Genomic DNA, 22704 nt, shown 5'->3' with positions numbered 1-22704 from the left:
ATTTTAACTAATTTATATACAAACTAAAGAGAAACTATAAAAGAAAAATTCGCAGCTTGCTTGCTGTTTGGAGGAATAATAATGGAATTAATTAAAAGAGAAGATATAAGAAATATTGCTATAATTGCCCACGTTGACCACGGTAAGACAACTTTAGTAGATGCTTTGTTAAAACAAAGCCATACATTTAGAGCTAATGAAAAAGTAGAAGAAAGAGTAATGGATTCTAATGACTTAGAAAAAGAAAGAGGAATTACAATTCTTTCAAAGAATACTGCAGTAATTTATAATGACATAAAAATAAATATAGTAGATACACCAGGGCATGCTGATTTCGGTGGAGAAGTTGAACGTGTACTTAAGATGGTTGATTCAGTTTTGCTTGTTGTTGACTCTTATGAAGGACCAATGCCACAAACTAAATTCGTTTTAAAGAAATCATTAGAATTAGGTTTAAAGCCAATAGTTATAATCAACAAAATAGATAAACCAAATGCTAGACCAACAGACGTTATTGATGAAGTATTTGATCTATTCGTAGAACTTGGAGCTAATGATGAACAATTAGATTTCCAAATTATTTATGCATCAGCTAGAGAAGGCTTTGCAAGATATAATGTAGATGATCAAAATAACGATATGACTCCTATATTTGATACAATATTAAAATATGTTGCACCACCAGAAGGATATATTGATGAACCACTTCAAATGCTTGTTAGTACACTAGATACAAATGCATTTGTTGGGAAAATTGCAATTGGTAAGATACATCGAGGTACAGTAAAGAGAAATCAAACAGTTGCTTTATTGAAGAATGATGGATCAAGCGCTAATTACAAAATAACTAGTATATTCACATACAAAGGATTAAAGAGAGAAGAAGCAGAAGAAGCTTCAATGGGAGATATAGTTGCAGTAAGTGGTGTTATTGATGCTAATATAGGTGATACTATAGCAGATTCATCATCGCCAGAAGCATTACCATTCCTTGAAATAGATGAACCTACTTTAAATATGAACTTTATGGTTAATGATTCACCATTTGCAGGTCAAGAAGGTGAGTTCGTAACATCAAGACATTTAAGAGATAGATTAATGAAAGAACTTGAAACAAATGTAAGTTTAAGAGTAAAAGAACTTACTCCAGATTGTTTTGAAGTTTCAGGAAGAGGAGAACTTCACCTTTCAGTTCTTATTGAAACAATGAGAAGAGAAGGGTATGAATTCCAAGTTTCAAAGGCAAATGTTATATTTAGAGAAGTAGATGGCCACAAGGAAGAACCAATTGAGTACTTAACAATTGATGTTCCAGAAGAATTTATGGGACCTGTTATGGAAAAGTTAGGACCAAGAAAAGCAGAAATGGTTAATATGACATCTGCAGTAAATGGATATACAAGATTAGAATTCACAGTTCCAGCTAGAGGACTTATTGGATTTAGAAGTGAATTAATGACTGATACAAAAGGTAATGGAATTATGAATCACGTATTCCATTCTTATGAAAAATACAAAGGTGATATTCCAGGAAGAAGCAGAGGATCAATAGTTTCATTTGAAGCAGGAGATTCAATAGCATATGGATTATATAGTGCTCAAGAAAGAGGTCAATTATTCATAGGTGCTGGTGTTCCAGTATACGGTGGTATGATTGTTGGGGTTTCTGCAAGAGCAGAGGATCTTGAAATTAATGTATGTAAAATGAAGAAACTTACTAATACAAGATCATCAGGTGCTGATGATGCATTAAAATTAACTCCACCAGTTGAAATGTCTCTTGAACAATGTTTAGAATTTATAAATGCTGATGAATTGGTAGAAGTTACACCAAAGAATATAAGAATGAGAAAAAGAGTATTGGATAGTGCTGAAAGAAGAAGAATGATTAGCAGAAACAAAAAATAATTTGCTGAAAATACTTTAACTATTAAATAAAATAAATATAATTAAAGTAAATGGTCTTTATTTGGCTATTTACTTTTAATTATATCTAGGAGAAAGTAGAAAAAGTTTATGAATAAATATAAATCTTTTAGAAAGCTAATACTGTTAATTATATTATTTTTATTTGTAATAACTCTGACGTTTGTAATATCTTATAGTAGTACCATAAGAAAACCATTAAAGTCAACTGAAGACTCAATTATAATTGAAGTCAAACAAGGCGAAGGTTTTTATGATATATTGGATAGGTTAGACAAAGAAAATAAATTGACCAATAAACTTCTTATTAAAGTAAATCTGGCTATAGATAAGAGAAAAGTAAATTTAACAGAAGGTATATATGAAATAAATACAAATTCATCCTTAGAAGAACTGATAAAATCTTTAGAAAATAAGGATGGGGATAAGGATTTGGTTAAATTAACTATACCAGAAGGTTATTCTATAGAAGATATTGCTAAAAGCGTAGAAGATAAAGGTATTTGTTCTAAAGACGAATTTATTAAAGACGTTAAAGATTATAAATTGCCTAGTTTCGTGAAAAATAATAATAAGAAGAGATATAATTTGGAAGGATATTTGTATCCTGATACATATTTAATAGAAAAAGGGTCAAATGCAAATGATGTAATTAAATCTATGTTAGATAGATTTGAAGATGTGCTGAAGCAGGCAGAAGATGAGACTAAAGTTGAAATAAGTGATGAAGATGTTGAAAAAATAGTTACTATAGCTTCCATGATAGAAAGAGAAGCAAGAGCGCCTGGTGATAGGCCATTAATATCATCAGTTATTTACAACAGATTAGAGAAAGATATGAAACTTCAAATAGACGCAGCCGTAATTTATGCATTAGGATATCATGTTGATGTAGTATTAAACAAGCATCTAGAAGTAGATTCTCCATATAATGTGTATAAGTATAAAGGCCTGCCAGTTGGTCCTATAGCAAATCCAGGTTTAGACTGCATTAAGGCAGCATTGCTTCCTGAAAAGACAGATTATTTATATTATATTATGAAAGATGATGGATCACATTATTTTACTAATAACTATGAAGATTTTTTAAATAAGAAAAAAGAGTTGGGATACTAAGTACAATGCACAATGCACAATCGATAGTTGTGAATTGATAATTTAAGTTCTAAAGTATAATATAGAGACTTAATTTTGGATATGTATAGATTTCCAGAACAAGAACTTGACATATACCCAGTCTAACTCAAGTAAATTGAAGAACTAATCAAATGCATAAGTAAAATTCTTAAATTGCTTATCTATAGATAAACAACTTAAGAATTAGATATAAATTATAAATCAAGTTATTGATTTGTTTATCTATAATACAGATTTATGGAGGAAATTCATGAGCGAAATCACATATGACTATATGGAAGAATATATTAGAAGTTTAATTCCTGAGAGAGAAGGGACATTAAAGGAAATAGAAGCTTTTGCAAGAGCAAATGGGGTGCCTATTGTTCAAAAAGAAACAGGTGTATTTCTTGAATTCATGACTAGTATGAAGAAACCAAAAAGAATATTAGAACTTGGAACAGCAATAGGGTTTTCATCAATACTAATGTATCAAGCTGCGGGGACAGAACCAGAAATTGTTACAATAGAACGTGATGAAAAAATGATTGAACTTGCAAACATTAATTTAAAGAAATTTAATTTAGACCATAAGATCAAAATTGAAGAGGGCGATTGTTTAGAGATTTTAGAAAAATTAAATGAGCCTTTTGATTTGATTTTTATGGATGCAGGCAAAGGACATTACAACCACTTTTTGCCACACTGTTTGAGACTACTTAATCCAGATGGAGTAATAGTTGCTGATAATGTTTTATTTAGAGGTATGGTGGCATCACAAGAATTAGTTAAAAGAAGAAAAATTACAATAGTAAAGAGAATGAGGACTTATTTGGAATTAGTTACTCAAGATGAAAACTTAATTACATCTGTTATACCAATGGGAGATGGAATTGCAGTTACAAAGAGGAGGTAAATTAAAATGATAAGACCAGAAATTTTAGCACCAGCAGGAAATTTAGATAAACTTAAAATAGCAATAGATTTTGGTGCAGACGCTGTATATCTTGGCGGAAGCAAATTAAATCTAAGAGCATTTGCAGATAATTTTACTAATGAACAATTAAAGGAAGGCGTGGAATACGCTCATGATAGAAATCGAAAAGTTTATGTAACTATGAACGTTTTCCCTCATAATGCAGATTTAGGCGGAGTAGAAGATTATATAAAGGAATTATATGAAACAGGTGTTGATGCAATAATAGCATCAGATCCAGCAATAATTTCAGCAGCTAGAGAAGTTGCACCAAATTTAGAGATTCACTTAAGCACTCAAGCTAATAATGTTAACTGGAGAGCAGCTAAGTTTTGGTATGAACAAGGTGTTAAGAGAATAGTAATGGCTAGAGAGCTTAGCTTAACTGAGATAAAAGAAATGAGAGATAACTTACCAGAGGAATGTGAGATCGAAGCATTTGTGCATGGTTCAATGTGTATAAGTTACTCGGGAAGATGTTTAATTTCTAATTATATGGTTGGGAGAGACGCTAATAGAGGGGCTTGTGCGCAAGCATGTAGATTTAAATATCATTTGGTAGAAGAAAAGAGACCAAATGAATTTTATCCAGTAGTTGAAGATGAGAATGGAACATACATAATGAATTCAAAAGACTTATGTATGATTGAACATATAGACGATGTTATAAAGGCTGGAGTATACTCTCTAAAAATCGAAGGACGAATGAAGAGTTTATATTACGTTGCAGCAGTAGTTAAATCATATAGGCAGGCAGTGGATGCATATATGAAAGATCCTGATAATTATAAATTCGATCCAAAGTGGATGGAAAATTTAAATAAAGTAAGTCACAGAGTATATCATACAGGTTTTTACTATGGCCAGAGTGGAGAGCAAGTATACGAAGATTCAGCGTATATAAGGCATGCAGATATAATAGGAATAGTAAGAGCATACGATGAAGAAACAAAAATAGCAACTATTGAACAAAAAAATAAAGTATTAAATGGTGATACAGTAGAAGTTTTAAGACCAGAAGGAGATAATTTCGAAGTTGTTCTTCATGATATGACAGAAGAAAACGGAACTCCAATAGAGTCGGCAAATAGAGCGAAAATGATATACAAAGTAAGAGTAGATATTCCTCTAAAAGAAAAAGATTTAATAGTTAAAGACAAAGAATAGTTTATTTAATGGGAGCTTGCCCAACTTTGACTTGTACGAATGAATAATTCGGAGCAAGCTAAAGTTGTTGCAAGCTTTTATTTTTAGCGCTTTCAGCGATATTTTCATAGCTTTTCGGAACAAAATATTTATGATTTCGGTAAGTTACCACATAAATTTAGCTTTAGAGCTGGATATCTATAAATATATAAGTCCAGATATTTTGAATAAAACACCTTATTTAAGGCTAGAATCTAAGCTAGAGAGGGAGGTGTTTTTCATTTTTACTGGAAAATTTGATAGAAATAAGAGATTGATTCAGATTCTAGCTATGCTTATGACTGTAATTGTTATGTTAACAGCGCGTTTAACAATATTGCAAATATATCCATCTGAAAGAGTTGTGAGTTCTTATCAAAATCACCAAGAAGAAAATATTAGCAATATGAATTATATGATTTTAGACACTAATGGGAAAGATTTAATGAAGTATAACAAAAAATACGTACTTGTCATTGATACAAGACCATTCAGTTTAAATAACTATGAAGAAACACTTGAGGATTTAATGGCGTTTAATTTCATAATGAAATCTGAAAATCCTGATTTTAGTTATTCAGATATAATGAAACAAAGTGGGAAATTATATTTTAACATATCAGAGGATACATATAATAAAATTAATAACCTAAAAAATATAAAAGGAATATATACTTATATTTCTGATGAAGTAGATACTAAAAAAGCGTGGAGTGTCAGCAGTATGTTATCTAAAATATTAGATGAGGAACATGAAGCAGGAACTCTTGAAGGTGATATGTATGATTATCTAAAAGATAATGAAAAACCTAAAAGTGAATTTTATTTAGATAATAAAGCTGTTTATGCGAAACAATCAGTAAGTATAAGTGATGATAATAAAAATTTAAAATTAACTCTTGATAGTGATATTGAAAATAAAATAAGAGATATTTTGGATAAAGAGGAATATTCATATTTAAGCAATGTAGGGGTTACTATAATGGAAAGTGATACAGGTAAAATTAGGGCAATGGTTCAAAAGGACGAAAGCGCTGCTAATGTAAATTTAGGTATACAGCAGATTGGATATGAACCTGGATCTATTTACAAAGTGATAACACTCGGAGCAGCTTTAGATATGGGGCTTATAAATATAAATGATACTTTTGTTGGAGCAGGTAAGATAGATAGAAAAGTATATGGTAAATTATCAGTTGAGCAGGCTTTTGAAAAGTCTTCTAATGATGTATTTGCTGATATAGGAGCGAAAGTTGGCTATGATAAATTAATGGATTACTCACAGAAATTAGGATTATACGATAGAGTGCTAAATTTAAATAGTGGAATCGTAAAAGAGGCACAAGGGGTGAAACCAGAAGAGGAGTCCGGAATAAACAATATATCTATAGGACAATGCATGAATGTAACTCCAATTCAAATGCTGGGAGCTATAAATTCTATAACTAATAATGGGGTTTATGAAAAACCATACTTAGTCGAAGGTATTTTGGATAAAGATGATAATTTAATAAAAGAGTTTAAAACTGATAAAAAGAGAGTATTTAGTGAAACAACAGCAAAAATAGTTAAGAATGAAATGAAGCAGGTTGTTTTGAAAGGAACAGGAATAAAAGCGTATGAATCAGATCTTGATATAGGTGGTAAAACTGGTTCGGCGACAGGTAGTGAAGGTAAAACTCATGGATGGTTTGCTGGATATTTTAGTGCAGGAGGAAAAAACTATACTATGGTAGTATTTACTCCAGACATACAGATGGATAAGGATGCTAATAATGAAGATCTTGGTGGTGGCGATACTGCAGCACCAATATTTAAAGATATAGTTAAAACTTTAAATGCGAAGTAGTGAAATTTAATCACTGCTATATTATATATAGTGAGATAATAAATTTACATTTAGAATTCTAGTGAACTAAGTGGTAAATTAAGCTTGTGATATAGAAATTTAATTGCAATATAAGTGTTCTAAAAAAATTAATTAATAAGAACATATATTGGAATATCGGTCGCTACAAACCAAATAACTTTATTAAGAGTGAATTATATCATTTAGAACCTATATAGTAAAATATAAATATAAAAAATAAAAATGTATAAGCAACTTTTTTGGTACTCCAACATATTATAATATCAAGCACTGCTATGGAGGAAAAAGGTGTTTATATTAAATAGCTTTATAGACCTAATATTAAATTCACTATTCTTAACTGGATATGTGACAAACAATAATACATTTCCACTACCTTTAGATGAAACAGAAGAACAAATGTATTTGAAAAAATTTAAAGAAGGAGATAAAAATGCCAAAAGTATTTTAATTGAAAGAAACTTAAGATTAGTAGCTCATATAGTAAAAAAATATTCGTTTCCTAATAAGGATGTAGATGAATTAATTTCAATTGGTACTGTTGGATTAATAAAAGCGATTGATTCTTTCGATGCAGGTAAGGGTACTAGACTTGCAACTTATGCTTCTAGATGTATAGAAAATGAGATTCTAATGCTGTTTAGAAATAGTAAAAAGCAAAAAAGTGAAGTTTATCTCCAAGATCCAATCGGAGTCGATAAAGAAGGAAATGAATTTTGTCTTATGGATATACTAAGCAGTGAAAAAGATAGCGTCTTAGAAAAAGTTGAAAGCAATTTACAAGTTAGAGCTCTATATAAAAAGTTGATTGAGTCATTAACCAAAAGAGAAAGTGCTATTATAATAATGAGATATGGATTAATTGATGGAAAATGCAAAACACAAAGAGAAATAGCAGTAAATTTAGGAATATCACGATCATATGTATCGAGAATAGAAAAAAAAGCTTTAAAAAAATTAAAAAAAGAGTTATTTACTAAAAATTAATTTAGTGTATAGAGAATTATAAATCTTTATCACTATAAAGCGATGCGCTGCTATTTAGTATATAATATGTACTTAATAATATCCATTTTCATTCATATTAGTGTAATGTTAAAAGAAGTTGGAAGGATAAATATTCTATATTTATATAAAGAATATTGACATACTTTAAACAAGGGTGCTATTTTTAATATAGCACCTTATTTTTTATAAGATATACTTTTTAAAATTATGGATAGAGGAGAAAACTTATGGCTAAAATAGACAACTTATTAGATAGAATTGATCTAACTAGCGCATCAGATATTCACTTAACTTCAGAATTGCCACCAATGGTAAGAGTAGACGGTGATTTGGTTATCGCAGATGAAAATGCAGTACCACACGAAGTTGTTGGAGAATATATTAGAGATCTAATGCCAAGTAAATATGAAGAGTTTTTAGAAAATGGAGAAATAGATTTTAAATATAATAAGCCTGGTTTAGGGAACTTCAGGGTTAATGCATTTAAATGCAAAGGTAATTATGCTATATGTATGAGAGTTATAAAGGAAGCTATACCAAAGCTTAGGGATATATCAGATGCACCAGTTTTAAAGGATTTCACTGAATTACAAGATGGATTGGTTCTTGTTACTGGACCAACAGGATCAGGAAAAAGTACAACACTTGCGGCTATGGTAAATGAAATAAATATGACTAAAGAAAAGCATATAATTACATTAGAAGAACCAATAGAATATATCTATGAAACGAAGAAATCAATGGTAAATCAAAGGGAAGTTGGACAAGACACAAAAAGCTATGCAATGGGACTTAGAGCGGCATTAAGACAAGATCCAGATGTTATACTGCTTGGAGAGATGAGAGATCCTGAGACAATTGAAATAGCTTTAAGAGCTGCGCAAACAGGACATTTGGTTTTTTCTACTTTGCATAATATGGGAGCAGCAAATAGTATATATAGAATTATAAATTCTTTTGAATCAGGCCATCAAAATGAAGTGAAAATTCAACTATCATCATTGCTTAGGGGAGTTGTTTCACAAGTATTATTGCCAAATGCTTCAGGAAAGGGTAGAACTGCTGCAATGGAAATTATGGTATGTACCTCTAGTATAAAAAATCTTATAAGAGAAGGAAATTTTGAGCAGATTAACAGCTTTATTCAAATGGGCTCTAAATTTGGAATGCAGACTATTGAGATGGATTTGAAAAGATTAGTAAGTAATAATACTATATCGAGGGAAGAATATGAAAAATGGATACGAAATAATAAATAAAAAATAATAATTGCATAAATAAAAAAAGGAATTTGAGTAAATGTGTTGAATATATTGCAATTAGTAGATTTTTTTCTGCAGAGAAGGGAAAGATTTAATCATGCAACAAGAGATAATTACGTCCTTAGATTTTGGTACTCAAAAATTATCTGCTACTGTAGCGATTAGAGAGAAAGACGAACTTAAAATTTTAGGAGTTCAATCATGCAAATCAGCAGGTATAGAGAAAGGTTTGTTATTAGATATTGATAAATGCAGGGATGTTGCAGTAAGCTTATTAAAGGATTTAGAAAAAAAGACGACAGTAAAAAGTGAAAGAATATCCATTGGAATTTCTTCTAATAAAGTAAGAATTACTGAAGTATCAACTGTAGTTAATATTCAAGAAAAAGTTACAAGTGCGGATATAAGAAAAGCGCTGAGAAATGCACAAAGAGATTTTATTTTAAGTGACGATGAATGTATAGTAGATGTGCTTATCAATTTTTATATATTAGATAACAAAGTAATACGTAAAGATATATTAAATTGGAAAGGAAGTAAACTTGAAATAAATCTTACATTAGTAATAGCAGCTAAAAGTGAAATAGAAAAATATTATGAACTTTTTAGAAAAACAGGGTATAATATTGGGTCTATAAAATTGAATATATTAGTAGGAAAGCAAGTGTTCTTGAATGAAAAAAATTCTATGGAAAGTATAGTGATTGCAGACATTGGAGCTGGGACTACTGATATAGCATTATTTACGGATGGAATTCCTAAAAGTATAAATTCTATTCCAATAGGTGGAAGAAATATAACTAAGGATTTAGCAATTTGTGGGAAGTTTTCGTTTTTAAAAGCAGATAATATGAAAAAGATTTACTCTAGCAATTATAAAGCTTTATATCTAGATAATTCGCTTGAAGAGGAAATTGAGGTGGGAACTACCAAAGTTTCCAGGAAATTATTCTATGAAGTGGTAAATGCTAGAATTGAAGAAATATTAAGCCATATCAATATAAAATTAAAAAATACTGGTCATTATGATAGAATTTGTAGTATAATTCTATATGGAGATGGAGTTAATTATTTTGAAGATATAGATGAAATCGTTCGTAAAATTTTCAAAATAAAAACTAAAGTTATAAGAAAAAATGATCTGGGAATAAAAAATTCAGAAAATATAACTTCTATGGCTATTGCTAAAGAAGTATATGATAGATTAAATTTATTAGAGGATGATAATATAATTCTAACTAATAAACATAATGATAATAAAGTAATTAATGAAAAAGAACATTTACACAATAATGAAGGTGAAAATCATATTCTAAAAAAAGTTAAAGTTTTTTTTGATAAGATTTTTTAAGGGGAGGAATTGTTTTGTTAGATTTTGAGACAGATATGCAAGAGTTAACCAATATAAAAGTTATTGGTTGCGGCGGCGGCGGAAGTAATGCCGTAAATAGAATGATAGTTGAAGGACTAAAAAATGTTGAATTTATTGCAATAAATACAGATAAGCAAGCACTTATGCTTTCTAATGCAGATCAAAAAATTCAAATAGGTGAAAAGCTAACCAAAGGACTAGGAGCTGGAGCTAATCCGGAAATAGGAAAGAAAGCAGCAGAAGAAAGCAGAGAAGAAATAACAGCTTCTATAAAGGGAGCAAATATGGTGTTTATTACTGCTGGTATGGGCGGCGGAACAGGAACAGGTGCTGCACCAATAGTAGCGGAAATTGCTAAATCTATGGAGATTTTAACTGTAGGAGTAGTAACTAAACCTTTCCCTTTTGAAGGTAAAAGAAGAATGAGACATGCTGAAATGGGTATAGCAACATTAAAAGAAAAAGTTGACACATTAGTTATAATCCCTAATGAAAGACTACTTAATATGGCTGATAAGAAAACAACGTTGTTGGATTCATTTAAGTTAGCTGATGAAGTTTTAAGACAAGGTGTTCAAGCTATTTCAGACTTAATCACAATAACAGGTGTAATTAATGCTGACTTTGCAGATATAAAAGCAGTAATGCTTAATAAAGGACTAGCTCATATGGGAGTTGGTTTCGGTAAAGGTGATACTAGGACACAAGATGCTGTTAAACAAGCAATTTCATCTCCACTTTTAGAAACATCAATAGATGGAGCTACAGATGTTATTATAAACTTCACTGGAGGAGCAGACCTTGGAGCATTAGAAGTATATGATGCTGCGGATGTTGTTCGTGAGGCTGTAGATCCAGATGCTAATATAATCGTAGGAGCTGTTATAGATGAAACTCTTAATGAAGAAATTAGAATTACTGTTATAGCAACTGGATTTGAAAGTGAAAATAACAGATTATCATTAGGTTCTATAGTAGAAGAACCTAAAAAAGTTCAACCTCAAGTTAAGGAAGTTGCAAAAGAACAGCAAGAAGTTGCAGTAGATGCAAAAGAACCAGAAATGACTTCTAACAATTATGAGCCAGATGATTTAGATATACCTGTTTTCTTAAGAAGACAAAAGAGACATTAATAACGGAATTTATAATATTAAGAAATAAAGTTAAATAGAATGAAAGTTTGTTTTAGGGATCAAAAAACTATTAAATAGTTTTTTGACCTTTGATATACAAGTTTTCATTCTATTTTTTTATTTTTTAGTATGTTGTATTTTTCTCAGAAACTTGTCAGTTACATAGTGCCACCTGCTGCTTAGAACCTTCAGCGATATTTTCATAGCTTTTCGGAATCAAAATATTTATGATCTCGGTAAGTTATCATATAAATTTAGTTTTAAAGTTGGGTATTTCTAAATTTAAATTACATAATTAAATTTAGAATAGAATGACTTAAAATTTATTCCACTTATTTTTAGCAAATTTATATAAGATAAAAGAATTTATTTTTACATATTAAGTTAGTTTTAAATATAAAAAAGAGTACAAAAAAATATAGTGTAAATAAATGTAAAAAGTTCAATTAAAAAAACAAAAAGATTTAATGTGATTGTGACAAATTTTTATGAGAAAGAAGTATATAATAAAATCCAGACAGACTGGAGGCGTTGAGATGGAAATTTATGTTGATACCTTGGTTTTGGAAAATTGCATAGTAAATTTCTTTTTGTTAACAGTAACTATGAAATGCATAAAGCATAAATGTAAGGTGATTGCGCTCTTAAGCTCCAGTTTATTGGGTGGAATTTATACATTGGTTTTAGTTATTCCACAGTTAAACATATTCTCTTGTTTACCTATTGAATTAATTGTTGCTTTCATAATGCTTAGAATAGTGTATGGAAAAACAAACATTCTTAATATGATCAAGATTCTTATTATATTTCTAATGATGACATTTACTTTAAGTGGAGTATGTTTTCTATTTTCACTAAAGCAAAATTTATATTTATTAGGAACTACATTCAAAATAGAGAAGTATTCAATTAAGTATATTATGCTAGGAGTAATGATTATGTATATAATTTTTAGCAGACTTGTGGAATACATTAGAGACAAGCTGTTTGTAAGAAATTTTGTTTTTGAGATTGAATTCAATATAGAAGGTAAGCAATATAGTATTAAAAGCTTTTTGGATACTGGAAATGAGCTTAGAGAGCCAATTACAAATCTTCCATGTATTTTGATTGAAGAAAACCTAATAAGTGATGTGGAGTTTAATAGTATCAATACATATCATGTGCTTTACAGTTCAATAGGATATGGAGGAAGTCTTAAAGGTATAAAAGTTAACAACATAAAAATAAGCAATAATTATCATCTATATGAAGAAGTCGATGCAATAATATGTCCATGTAAAGAAAAATTAAGTAAAGAATGCGAATTTAATGCCTTATTATCAAGGGGAATAGTTTATAAGGGGGATATTTATGGAAAAGTTAGTTCTGTTTTTTAATAAATTATTATGTAAGTTCAAGTTGTTTAGAAAAAAATTATATTATGTAGGAGGAAATGATGCTCTACCACCACCATTATCAAAAGATGAAGAAGAAGATTTGGTAAATAAATTAAATGGTGGAGATGAAAATATAAGAAGTACTTTAATTGAAAGAAATTTAAGATTGGTTGTTTATATAGCAAGAAAATTTGAAAACACAGGTGTATATGTAGAAGATTTAATATCAGTTGGTACCATTGGATTAATAAAAGCAGTAAATACTTTTAATCCAGAGAAAAAGATAAAGCTTGCAACTTATGCGTCTAGATGTATAGAAAATGAAATACTTATGTATTTAAGGAGAAATAGCAAGATAAAAGCTGAAATATCATTTTATGAGCCTCTTAATATTGACTGGGATGGAAATGAGCTTCTGTTATCAGATATATTAGGAACTGAAAACGATACTGTTTATAATTTGATAGAAGATGAAGTAGATAAGCAGTTATTAGTTATGGCATTAAAGAGCTTAAATGATAGAGAAAAAGAAATAGTAAGACTTAGATTTGGTTTAAATGGAACAAGAGAAAAAACGCAAAAAGAGGTCGCGGATATGCTTGGAATCTCACAATCTTACATTTCTAGATTGGAGAAAAAAATAATTAAAAGATTGAAAAAAGAAATAAGTAGAATGATTTAGCTTGTCTTCAAGTATAAAAGTATTGCCTATCGGAGATAATGTTTAATGCAATGGATTATTACTTTCGAAGGGGTGAATACTTGTGATAATTAACAAAGTAGAAATATGTGGCGTTAATACTTCAAAACTCCCTATACTTAAAGAAAAAGAAAAGAAGCAGCTTTTTTTACAAATGCAAGCTGGAGATAAGAACGCAAGAGAAACTTTTATAAAGGGAAATTTGAGATTAGTACTTAGTGTTATTCAACGGTTTAATAATAGAGGAGAAAATATCGATGACTTATTCCAAGTGGGCTGCATAGGCTTAATGAAATCAATAGATAATTTTGATTTGTCTCAAAATGTTAAATTTTCAACTTATGCAGTTCCTATGATAATTGGGGAAATTAGAAGATACCTAAGAGATAATAATTCTATTAGGGTAAGTAGATCTTTAAGGGATATAGCTTATAAAGCTCTTATTATGAGAGAAAAATTTATAAAAGACAATAATAAAGAGCCTACTATATCGCAAATTGCAAAAGAACTTGAATTGCCAAGAGAAGAAGTTGTATTTGCGTTAGATGCAATACAAGATCCCGTATCGCTATTTGAACCGATTTATCATGATGGAGGAGATGCCATTTATGTAATGGATCAAATAAGTGATGCAAAAAATACAGATGAACATTGGCTTGAAAATATTTCAATAAAAGAAGCAATGAAAAAACTTACTGATAGAGAGAAGCTTATATTGAATTTAAGATTTTTCAATGGAAGAACTCAAATGGAAGTAGCAGATGAAATTGGAATTTCACAAGCACAAGTTTCAAGATTAGAAAAAACAGCACTAAAGCATATGAGAAAACACGTATAAGAATGAGAGTTTAATAATATTATAATGGTGGGGGATAATTATGGAACTTGAATTACATTCACTCAATGCTATGAGAAGTATGGAAGTTATAGATATATTAACAGGAACTAAAATCGGGTTTATAAAAGATTTTAAGATAGACTGCGATGAAAATAAAATAGTTGCGTTAATATTACCAGGAGAAATAAAATCATGGTTTGCAAAAGAAGATGAAAAAGAGATTTTGTGGAGCGATATAGTAAAAATAGGAACAGATGTTATATTGGTGAAGGCAAAAGATAAAGAAAAAGTAAATGCAAACAATGTATAGCCATATTTCAAAAATATAGTTATAATAAGTATAGGTTTTGATATACGAAAGCAAAGAGGTGAATGAAAGTATGAAATGTCCATTTTGCGGATTTGAAGAAAGTAAGGTTGTTGATTCAAGGTCAACAGATGACAATACAACAATTAGAAGAAGACGAGAATGTTTAAAATGTAATAAGCGTTATACTACATATGAAAAAATAGAGGATTTTCCAATCCTAGTAATTAAAAAAGATTTAACTAGAGAAAATTTCAACAAAGAAAAAATAATTAACGGATTAATTATTGCATGTCAAAAAAGACCCATATCTAGAAAGCAAATCGAAGAAATAGCATATGATATAGAAAAAACAATATCTAATAGTATGCTCACTGAAATCCCATCAAATGAAATAGGGGAAATGGTTATGGCTAGATTGAAAGAGTTAGATGAAATATCATATGTAAGATTCGCGTCAGTTTATAGACAATTTAAGGATATAGATACTTTCCTAGAAGAAATAAAAAATCTTAGAACATAATCACATAATTAAGGATGTTGAAAAGTTTTCAATGTCCTTTTTATAATGAAAAATGTTATATATAAGTTAAACTTCAGTTAATAAAGATGCCAAGCAGCTAATAAAATGTTAATATTAAGTAAAGAATTAAAATGAATTAAATGGAACAAGCATTTTATTCTTATAAAAAGTATCTAGCTGTATATAAGAAGATTTCATGGTGGCTTTGTGACTTTTATTTTCATATACATTATTAAAAAAGTATTAATTTATTGGAGGATTAGAGTGAATACATTAGAGTTGAAAGACTTAGAAATTAAAGATGATTTTACAATAATAAATGGTAAAAAATTTGAAATTATATTCACAAATGCAGAAAAAGAAAGAAGTTTTAATAGAAATACAGAAGAGGGAGTTAGAGAATTAAATTCATTAAAAAAAGAATTTAATGCAGATAATATAATATATATAAAGCAAATTCATAGTGATAGAATATTAAAATATGAAGGTAATGGGAAAGATATTATAAATGAAGAGGGAGATGCAATAATAACAAATGAAAAAAATGTTATTATTGGGGTTTTCACTGCTGATTGTGTACCAGTTATATTGGTGGATGAAGAAAGAGAGGTTACAGCTGCGATACACAGTGGATGGAGAGGTACCTTCGAGTCTATTACATTGAAGACAATAGATAAAATGAAAAATGAATTTGGATCTGATGTAAGAAATATTAAGGCTTATATAGGACCACATATTAGAAAATGTTGTTATGAAGTTTCAGAAGATTTAAAGCAGAAGTTTATTGAAAAGAAAGATACAATAAATGAAAAAGAGCTATTTAATGGAAATAATCTTAATCTTGAAGCTTGCATAATAGACGATCTAAGGAAATCTGGAATAAATGAGTGCAATATAAATAGCTTAGATTTGTGTACTTATTGTAGTAGTGATATTAAATTGCATTCATACAGAAAATCTCAGGGTTCCTATGGTAGAATGTTTTCTTTTATTATTTCACGTTAAGGGGGAAGATGAAATATGGCTAATGAAAAAATTTTGATTGTAGATGATGAAGAACATATAGTTGAATTATTACATTTTAATTTAGTTAATGCTGGATATGAGGTTTTAAGTGCTAATAATGGTATTGATGCAGTGAAAATAGCTAAGGCTGAGAAGCCGAGCTTGTTATTGCTTGATTTAATGCTGCCGGGTATGGATGGATTTGATGTTTGTAAAGAAATAAAGAGAGATTCTGAAATGAAAAAAACATCAATAATAATGTTAACAGCTAAAGGTGAAGAACTGGATAAGATACTTGGATTAGAACTTGGAGCTGACGATTATATAACAAAACCATTTTCGGTTAGAGAATTACTTGCCAGAGTAAAGGCAGTTTTAAGAAGAACAAGCTCGTTTAATGAGGCAGAAGATGATGTATATAATTCAGAAAATCTTAAAGTGGACTTTGAACGTCATGAAGTATATGTTAATGACAGAAAGGTTGATCTAACTTTAAAAGAATTTGAACTTTTACAAATACTAATAAAAAATAAAGGTAGAATACTAAAAAGGGAAACCCTATTAGATAAGATTTGGGGTTATGAGTATATAGGAGAAACAAGAACTGTAGATGTTCATATAAGATATCTTAGAAAGAAGATAGAGGAAGATGATAAAAATCCGAGATTTATTGAAACTATAAGAGGAGTAGGTTATAGATTTAACCCAGCTGAGTAAAAATGAAAAACAAAATATTAACTTCAGTTATTATAACTGTGCTATTTGCACTATTAATTGTAGCATCTTCTTTTATCACAATAATAAATTTAGAACAAATTAAAAATACAAAAGAACAGCTTAGAAACATAAATTTGCTAGTTTCTGAACTTAATGATGTTACTGATATTAGTAGAAATGATTATGAAGAGTTAAAAGCATTAAATAATACGAAAATAAATGGTATAGACGTACGATTTACTCTTATAGATGATAGTGGAGTTGTCTTATACGATAATGAACAAAAGAGTAGTGAAAATCATAGGGATAGAGAAGAAGTTAAAAAAGCAATGGAAACTGGTGAAGGGTATTCAAAGAGGTACAGTGAGACAATTAAGTCAGACTTAATATATTATGCTACTAGGCTTAACAATAACTTTGTAATTAGAAGTTCTGTAAGCATAAATTCTGTTACTATAATACTTAAAGAAAATATTAAATATTGTTTCGGAATATTACTTGTGGTTATGCCATTTTCTTTATTTCTATCATTAAGACTAGTTAAAAAAATTGTTGATCCAGTTAAAGAGTTAGAAAGTGTAACTTTGAAAATGACTCATGGGGACTATAAAATAAGAGCCAATATCAATACAAATGATGAACTTGGGACTTTGGGAAATAGCTTCAATAATATGGCGGAACAGTTACAAATAAAGATTCGTGAAGTTATAGATAATCAAAATAAAATAGAATCAATATTAAAAAGTATGGAAAGCGGAGTTATAGCTGTTGATAATTGCAATATGGTAATTTCAATTAATCCGTGTGCAGAATCGTTACTTGGCATTAAAAAAAATATTGTAGGCGAATGTTTATTAGACCATATAAAGGACTATGATATAATCAGATTCTTAGAACAAGATGATGTAAATGATAAAGAAATAAAAATACGTCATCCAATAGAAAGGGATTTCAAAATTAAGAAATCAGCTATGGTAGATGGAATGGAAGGCGTAGGAAAGGTTATAACTTTTCAAGACATAACCGATATAAATAGAGTAGAACTTATGAGAAGCCAGTTTGTTGCCAATGTATCTCATGAATTGAAGACGCCGTTAACATCTATAAAGGGATTTGCTGAAACTTTAAAATTTGTTAAGGATGACGAAACAAGAGAGAAATTTTTAGATATTATAGATAAAGAAGCTGAAAGATTATCAAGACTTATAAATGATATATTAGTGTTATCTAATATTGAAAGTAACTTAGCGGTTGATATGCATGAATTTGTGCCAAGGTCAGTAATTGAAGAAGTAATTAATATAATGAGGAAAACTGCTATTAATAAAAATATTAAATTAGAATTTAAAGATAATAGTAGTGAGAAGATCTTTGGAGATAGAGATAAATTCCATCAGCTGGCTTTGAATTTAATAGAAAATGCAATAAAATACTCTAAGGATGCTTCTGGAAAAGTCGAAGTGTTAAGTTATGATGAAGATAGATATTATTGTTTAAGAGTAAAGGATAATGGAATAGGAATACCTAAGGAAGATATATCAAGAATCTTCGAAAGATTTTATAGAGTTGATAAATCAAGAAAGAAAGGTGGAACAGGTCTTGGTTTAGCAATTGTAAAACATATTGTTAAAATTTTTAACGGAGAGATTTATGTTAAAAGTGAGCTTGGAGTAGGAACTTGTTTTGAAGTAAAAATTCCATATTTATAACAGATAATGCGCAAAGTGGTAGAAACTTTGCGCATTTTTTAATTATTATCAAAGGTATGTTAAATTTTCTTAACACCACTCTAATATAACTTAACAATTCTCTAATAATAGATTAACTAAATGGGTATATTATTAGATATGTAATAAGAAACAATTTAACCAACATAATTTATGTCGAATTTATTGATGGAGGGAATTTATAATGAAAAAAAGAACATTAAAGTTAATCGTAGGGGCTTTGTTAGTGACAGTTATAGGAAGTGCAATGGTTGGGTGTGGAAGCTCATCAAATAAATCAGAAACAGGTACAAAGACTGAATCAAGTGATAAAGTAAGTGGATCAATAACAATGAGTGGTTCATCTGCATTGCTTCCATTAATGGAACAAGCAATTGAAACATATAATAAGGAAAATCCGGATGCGCAAATTAGTGCTCAAGCAGGTGGATCAGGTACAGGTCTTACTCAAGTACTAGATGGATCAGTAGATATAGGAAATTCAGATATTTTTGCAGAAGAAAAATTAGATAAAGATAAAGCAAGTCAGTTAGTTGATCATAAAGTTGTAGCAGAAGGTTTTGGTGTTGCGGTAAGCAAATCACTTGGAATAGATAATTTAACATCAGCTCAAATTAAAGATATATTCTCTGGCAAGGTAACTAACTGGAAAGAAGTTGGAGGACCTGATAAGCCAATATTATTAGTTCATAGAACAGCAGGTTCTGGAACAAGAGCAACATTCGAAAAGGTAATTCTTGGTGGAGATAAATCAGCAGAAAACGAATCATTAGGAGTAACTCAAGATTCAAATGGAGCAGTTTTAAGTGCAATGAAACAAAATGATGGTGCAATTAGTTATTTAGGTCTTGCATATATGAACACACAAGAAGCTAAGGATGCTATAAAAATAGTAAAACTTGACGGAGTTGCAGCTGAAAAAGCAAATATATCTGATGGATCATATAAGTTCTGGTCATGGGGACATATGTATACTAAAGGCGAAGCAACAGGAGTAGCTAAGAGTTTTATAGATTATGTTACAAATAAAGTTGATAAATCAGTTTTAGATAATTTAGGATTTGTTTCAGGAAGTGAAATGAAAGTAAAATAATTTCAATTAAGGGATGAGTAAAGATGGAAAAAAGAAGTTTTAAAGAAAGGCTTAAAAATGAGTATTTGGGCCAAGGCTTTGCAGGGCTATGTGCAATATTAATAATAGTGATAACAATATCAATCATAGTATTTATAGCTTCAAAAGGGATAAGAATATTCACAAAAGATGGATATAGTGTCACAGAATTTTTATTCACAAATAATTGGAAGCCAAACAAAGGTGGAGAGCCTTCCTTTGGAGCTCTCGCTTTCATCTTAGGGTCAACCTTAGTATCAATAGGTGCAGTAGTTATAAGTGCACCTATTGCTATTGCTTTGGCGATATTTGTGAATGTCATATCAAGCAAATTTGGGAAAAAGATAATTAAACCTTCATTAGAAGTATTAGTTGGAATACCTTCTGTTGTTTATGGTTGGGTCGGTATTTCTGTGTTAGTACCATTTATAAAAGGAAGTTTTGGAGGAATGGGATTTTCTTTAATCGCAGGGATTTTAGTTTTATCATTAATGATTTTACCAACTATAGCAACGTTATCTATAGATGCTATAAAAACAATACCTCAAGATCATATTGAGGCATCATATGGCCTTGGAGCTACAAGGTGGCAGACGATTTATAGAATAATAGTTCCAGGCGCCAAATCAGGGATATTAACAGGTGTAGTACTTGGTATTGCAAGGGCTTTTGGAGAAGCGTTAGCAGTTCAAATGGTAATTGGTAACACTGTAAAGATACCTGATAGTATCACTTCCTCAATGGCAACATTAACAAGTATAATAACAATGGATATGGCTAATACTGTCGGCGGAACGCCATGGAATGATGCATTATGGACATTAGCATTAATTTTACTTGTGATTTCTTTTATATTTATAGTTATAGTAAGAGTAATTGAGAAAAGGAGTGCGGTATAATGAATGCAAAAAAAGTAGATAAAATTGCGACAGTTATATTTTATATAATAAGTATGTTCATAGTGGTTTTACTTGGTGCATTTATTTTATATATTTTATATAAAGGTGGAAGTATGTTAAAACCGTCATTCCTTTTTGGTAATCCAAAGCTTACAGGAGCAGGAGGAGGAATAGCACCGCAATTATTTAATTCATTTTATATGCTTGTTATTTCTTTGGTTATAACAATTCCTATTGGTGTTGGAGCGGGAATTTATTTGGCAGAGTATGCTAAAGAGGGACCTATTCTTAAATTTATAAGAATGTCTCTTGAAACAATGTCTTCACTTCCATCTATTGTTATTGGTATGTTTGGATTATTGGTTTTTGTTAATATGGCAGGATGGGGATATTCAATACTTGCGGGTGCTTTATCTGTAAGTATATTAAATATACCTTCAATGACTAGAATTTCAGAAAATGCAATAAATACAGCAAGTAAAAGGGTTAAGGAAGCATCTTTGGGGCTTGGAGCAACTAGATGGCAAACATTAGCGAAGCTTACAGTTCCGACAGCTATGGGAGAGATATTAACGGGTATAATACTAGCAGCAGGAAGAATTTTTGGTGAGGCGGCAGCATTTTTATATACTGCGGGATTAAGTTCTAAAAATTTAAATTTCAATGCCATAAGTATGGCTGGGAACAGCTCAGCATTTTCACTTTTTAGACCAGCAGAAACTTTAGCTGTCCATATATGGAAGCTAAATTCAGAAGGTGCAGTGGTTGATGCTGCTCAAATAGCTAACGGAACGGCAGCTGTGCTTATAATAGCAGTTCTCTTATTCAATGTTTGTGCAAGGTTAATTGGAAATAGATTGATGAAAGCTTATAGTGGGAAGTAGGAGATAGTTATGAATATTATAGAAACAAAAGATTTATGCTTATATTATGGTGATAATCAGGCTCTTAAAGATATAAATATGTCCATAAATAAAAATGAAGTTACAGCACTCATTGGACCTTCAGGCTGCGGAAAATCAACTTTCCTAAGAACTTTAAATAGAATGAATGATTTGATTGAGATCGTAAAAATAACTGGGGAAGTGTTTTTTGAAGGTAAGGATATATATAAGGACTATGATGATATATATTTAAGAGAAAGAATCGGAATGGTATTCCAAAGACCAAATCCATTTCCAATGTCAATTTATGATAACATTGCGTATGGACCTAGAATACACGGCACAAAAAATAAGAAGATCTTAGATGAAATAGTAGAAAAAAGCTTAAGAGGAGCAGCGCTTTGGGACGAGACTAAAGATAGGCTAAAATCAAGTGCGCTTGGAATGTCAGGTGGACAACAACAAAGATTATGTATTGCTAGAACATTGGCGGTTTCTCCAGAAGTAATTTTAATGGATGAACCAACATCTGCATTAGATCCAATATCAACTGGAAAAATGGAAGAACTTATGGATGAATTAAAGAAGAAATATACAGTTATCATTGTAACTCATAATATGCAGCAAGCAGGAAGAATAGCTGATAAAACTGCATTCTTTTTAAATGGAGAAGTTATAGAGTTCGGAAAAACAGAAGACATATTTTATAATCCAAGAGATAAGAGAACAGAAGATTATATTACAGGTAGATTTGGCTAAAAGGGGG

21 protein-coding genes are annotated in these 22704 nt (G+C 30.0%); all 21 read left to right on the top strand.

What is annotated here, in order from left to right; translation table 11 throughout:
* The first annotated feature begins 81 nt into the window (after positions 1-81).
* The 21 genes from typA to pstB all read left to right on the top strand — a co-directional run bounded on the left by typA (position 82) and on the right by pstB (position 22697).
* Positions 82-1908 carry a translational GTPase TypA gene (gene typA, locus L3B96_RS01655; protein ID WP_011968450.1) on the top strand — a complete coding sequence of 609 codons (1827 nt, stop codon included), beginning with the start codon at positions 82-84 and terminating at the stop codon, positions 1906-1908.
* Positions 1909-2016: 108 nt separating this feature from the next.
* Positions 2017-3042: an endolytic transglycosylase MltG gene (gene mltG, locus L3B96_RS01650; RefSeq protein WP_238858642.1), complete on the top strand. Its 1026-nt coding sequence runs from the start codon at positions 2017-2019 to the stop codon at positions 3040-3042.
* Positions 3043-3313: 271 nt separating this feature from the next.
* Complete coding sequence (locus L3B96_RS01645; RefSeq protein ID WP_011968452.1) at positions 3314-3958, top strand: O-methyltransferase; 645 nt, start codon at positions 3314-3316, stop codon at positions 3956-3958.
* 6 nt (positions 3959-3964) lie between these two features.
* A complete protein-coding gene (locus L3B96_RS01640; RefSeq protein ID WP_011968453.1) occupies positions 3965-5185 on the top strand; it encodes a U32 family peptidase in 1221 nt (406 codons plus the stop codon).
* 250 nt (positions 5186-5435) lie between these two features.
* Positions 5436-7052: a penicillin-binding transpeptidase domain-containing protein gene (locus L3B96_RS01635; RefSeq protein ID WP_077310043.1), complete on the top strand. Its 1617-nt coding sequence runs from the start codon at positions 5436-5438 to the stop codon at positions 7050-7052.
* Between the two features lie 309 nt (positions 7053-7361).
* The gene (gene sigK, locus L3B96_RS01630) at positions 7362-8060 is read left to right on the top strand and encodes an RNA polymerase sporulation sigma factor SigK (protein ID WP_011968455.1); all 699 of its coding nucleotides are present in this window, start codon (positions 7362-7364) and stop codon (positions 8058-8060) included.
* Positions 8061-8308: 248 nt separating this feature from the next.
* On the top strand, positions 8309-9340 hold the full coding sequence (locus L3B96_RS01625) for a PilT/PilU family type 4a pilus ATPase (RefSeq protein WP_011968456.1): 1032 nt from the start codon (positions 8309-8311) through the stop codon (positions 9338-9340).
* A 100-nt stretch (positions 9341-9440) separates the two neighbouring features.
* On the top strand, positions 9441-10694 hold the full coding sequence (locus tag L3B96_RS01620) for a cell division FtsA domain-containing protein (protein WP_238858641.1): 1254 nt from the start codon (positions 9441-9443) through the stop codon (positions 10692-10694).
* A gap of 14 nt (positions 10695-10708) precedes the next feature.
* Positions 10709-11848 carry a cell division protein FtsZ gene (ftsZ, locus tag L3B96_RS01615; protein WP_077831623.1) on the top strand — a complete coding sequence of 380 codons (1140 nt, stop codon included), beginning with the start codon at positions 10709-10711 and terminating at the stop codon, positions 11846-11848.
* 536 nt (positions 11849-12384) lie between these two features.
* On the top strand, positions 12385-13227 hold the full coding sequence (locus L3B96_RS01610; RefSeq protein WP_238858640.1) for a sigma-E processing peptidase SpoIIGA: 843 nt from the start codon (positions 12385-12387) through the stop codon (positions 13225-13227).
* Positions 13202-13909: an RNA polymerase sporulation sigma factor SigE gene (gene sigE, locus L3B96_RS01605; protein ID WP_011968460.1), complete on the top strand. Its 708-nt coding sequence runs from the start codon at positions 13202-13204 to the stop codon at positions 13907-13909. Before L3B96_RS01610 ends, sigE begins: the two co-directional genes overlap by 26 nt.
* A gap of 82 nt (positions 13910-13991) precedes the next feature.
* On the top strand, positions 13992-14765 hold the full coding sequence (sigG, locus tag L3B96_RS01600) for an RNA polymerase sporulation sigma factor SigG (protein ID WP_011968461.1): 774 nt from the start codon (positions 13992-13994) through the stop codon (positions 14763-14765).
* Between the two features lie 40 nt (positions 14766-14805).
* Positions 14806-15075 (top strand): YlmC/YmxH family sporulation protein, encoded by a 270-nt coding sequence (locus tag L3B96_RS01595; protein ID WP_011968462.1) that lies wholly within the window; start codon positions 14806-14808, stop codon positions 15073-15075.
* A 70-nt stretch (positions 15076-15145) separates the two neighbouring features.
* The gene (gene nrdR / locus L3B96_RS01590; RefSeq protein WP_011968463.1) at positions 15146-15595 is read left to right on the top strand and encodes a transcriptional regulator NrdR; all 450 of its coding nucleotides are present in this window, start codon (positions 15146-15148) and stop codon (positions 15593-15595) included.
* A gap of 264 nt (positions 15596-15859) precedes the next feature.
* Entirely contained in the window at positions 15860-16600 is a 741-nt protein-coding gene (pgeF, locus tag L3B96_RS01585) for a peptidoglycan editing factor PgeF (RefSeq protein WP_238858639.1), read from the top strand.
* A 15-nt stretch (positions 16601-16615) separates the two neighbouring features.
* A complete protein-coding gene (locus L3B96_RS01580) occupies positions 16616-17317 on the top strand; it encodes a response regulator transcription factor (RefSeq protein ID WP_011968465.1) in 702 nt (233 codons plus the stop codon).
* A gap of 2 nt (positions 17318-17319) precedes the next feature.
* Positions 17320-19026 (top strand): ATP-binding protein, encoded by a 1707-nt coding sequence (locus tag L3B96_RS01575; RefSeq protein ID WP_238858638.1) that lies wholly within the window; start codon positions 17320-17322, stop codon positions 19024-19026.
* 202 nt (positions 19027-19228) lie between these two features.
* Complete coding sequence (locus tag L3B96_RS01570; protein ID WP_238858637.1) at positions 19229-20137, top strand: phosphate ABC transporter substrate-binding protein; 909 nt, start codon at positions 19229-19231, stop codon at positions 20135-20137.
* A 23-nt stretch (positions 20138-20160) separates the two neighbouring features.
* Positions 20161-21054, top strand: coding sequence for a phosphate ABC transporter permease subunit PstC (gene pstC / locus L3B96_RS01565; RefSeq protein WP_017210780.1), 894 nt, complete (start codon positions 20161-20163; stop codon positions 21052-21054).
* On the top strand, positions 21054-21938 hold the full coding sequence (gene pstA, locus L3B96_RS01560; RefSeq protein ID WP_238858636.1) for a phosphate ABC transporter permease PstA: 885 nt from the start codon (positions 21054-21056) through the stop codon (positions 21936-21938). Before pstC ends, pstA begins: the two co-directional genes overlap by 1 nt.
* Positions 21939-21947: 9 nt before the next feature.
* On the top strand, positions 21948-22697 hold the full coding sequence (gene pstB / locus L3B96_RS01555; protein ID WP_011968470.1) for a phosphate ABC transporter ATP-binding protein PstB: 750 nt from the start codon (positions 21948-21950) through the stop codon (positions 22695-22697).
* The last annotated feature ends 7 nt before the right edge of the window (positions 22698-22704 follow it).

The organism is Clostridium sp. YIM B02569 (genome assembly GCF_022320765.1).
Classification (GTDB): Bacteria; Bacillota; Clostridia; order Clostridiales; family Clostridiaceae; genus Clostridium; species Clostridium beijerinckii.
This window is presented reverse-complemented; position numbering and strand designations above follow the sequence as displayed.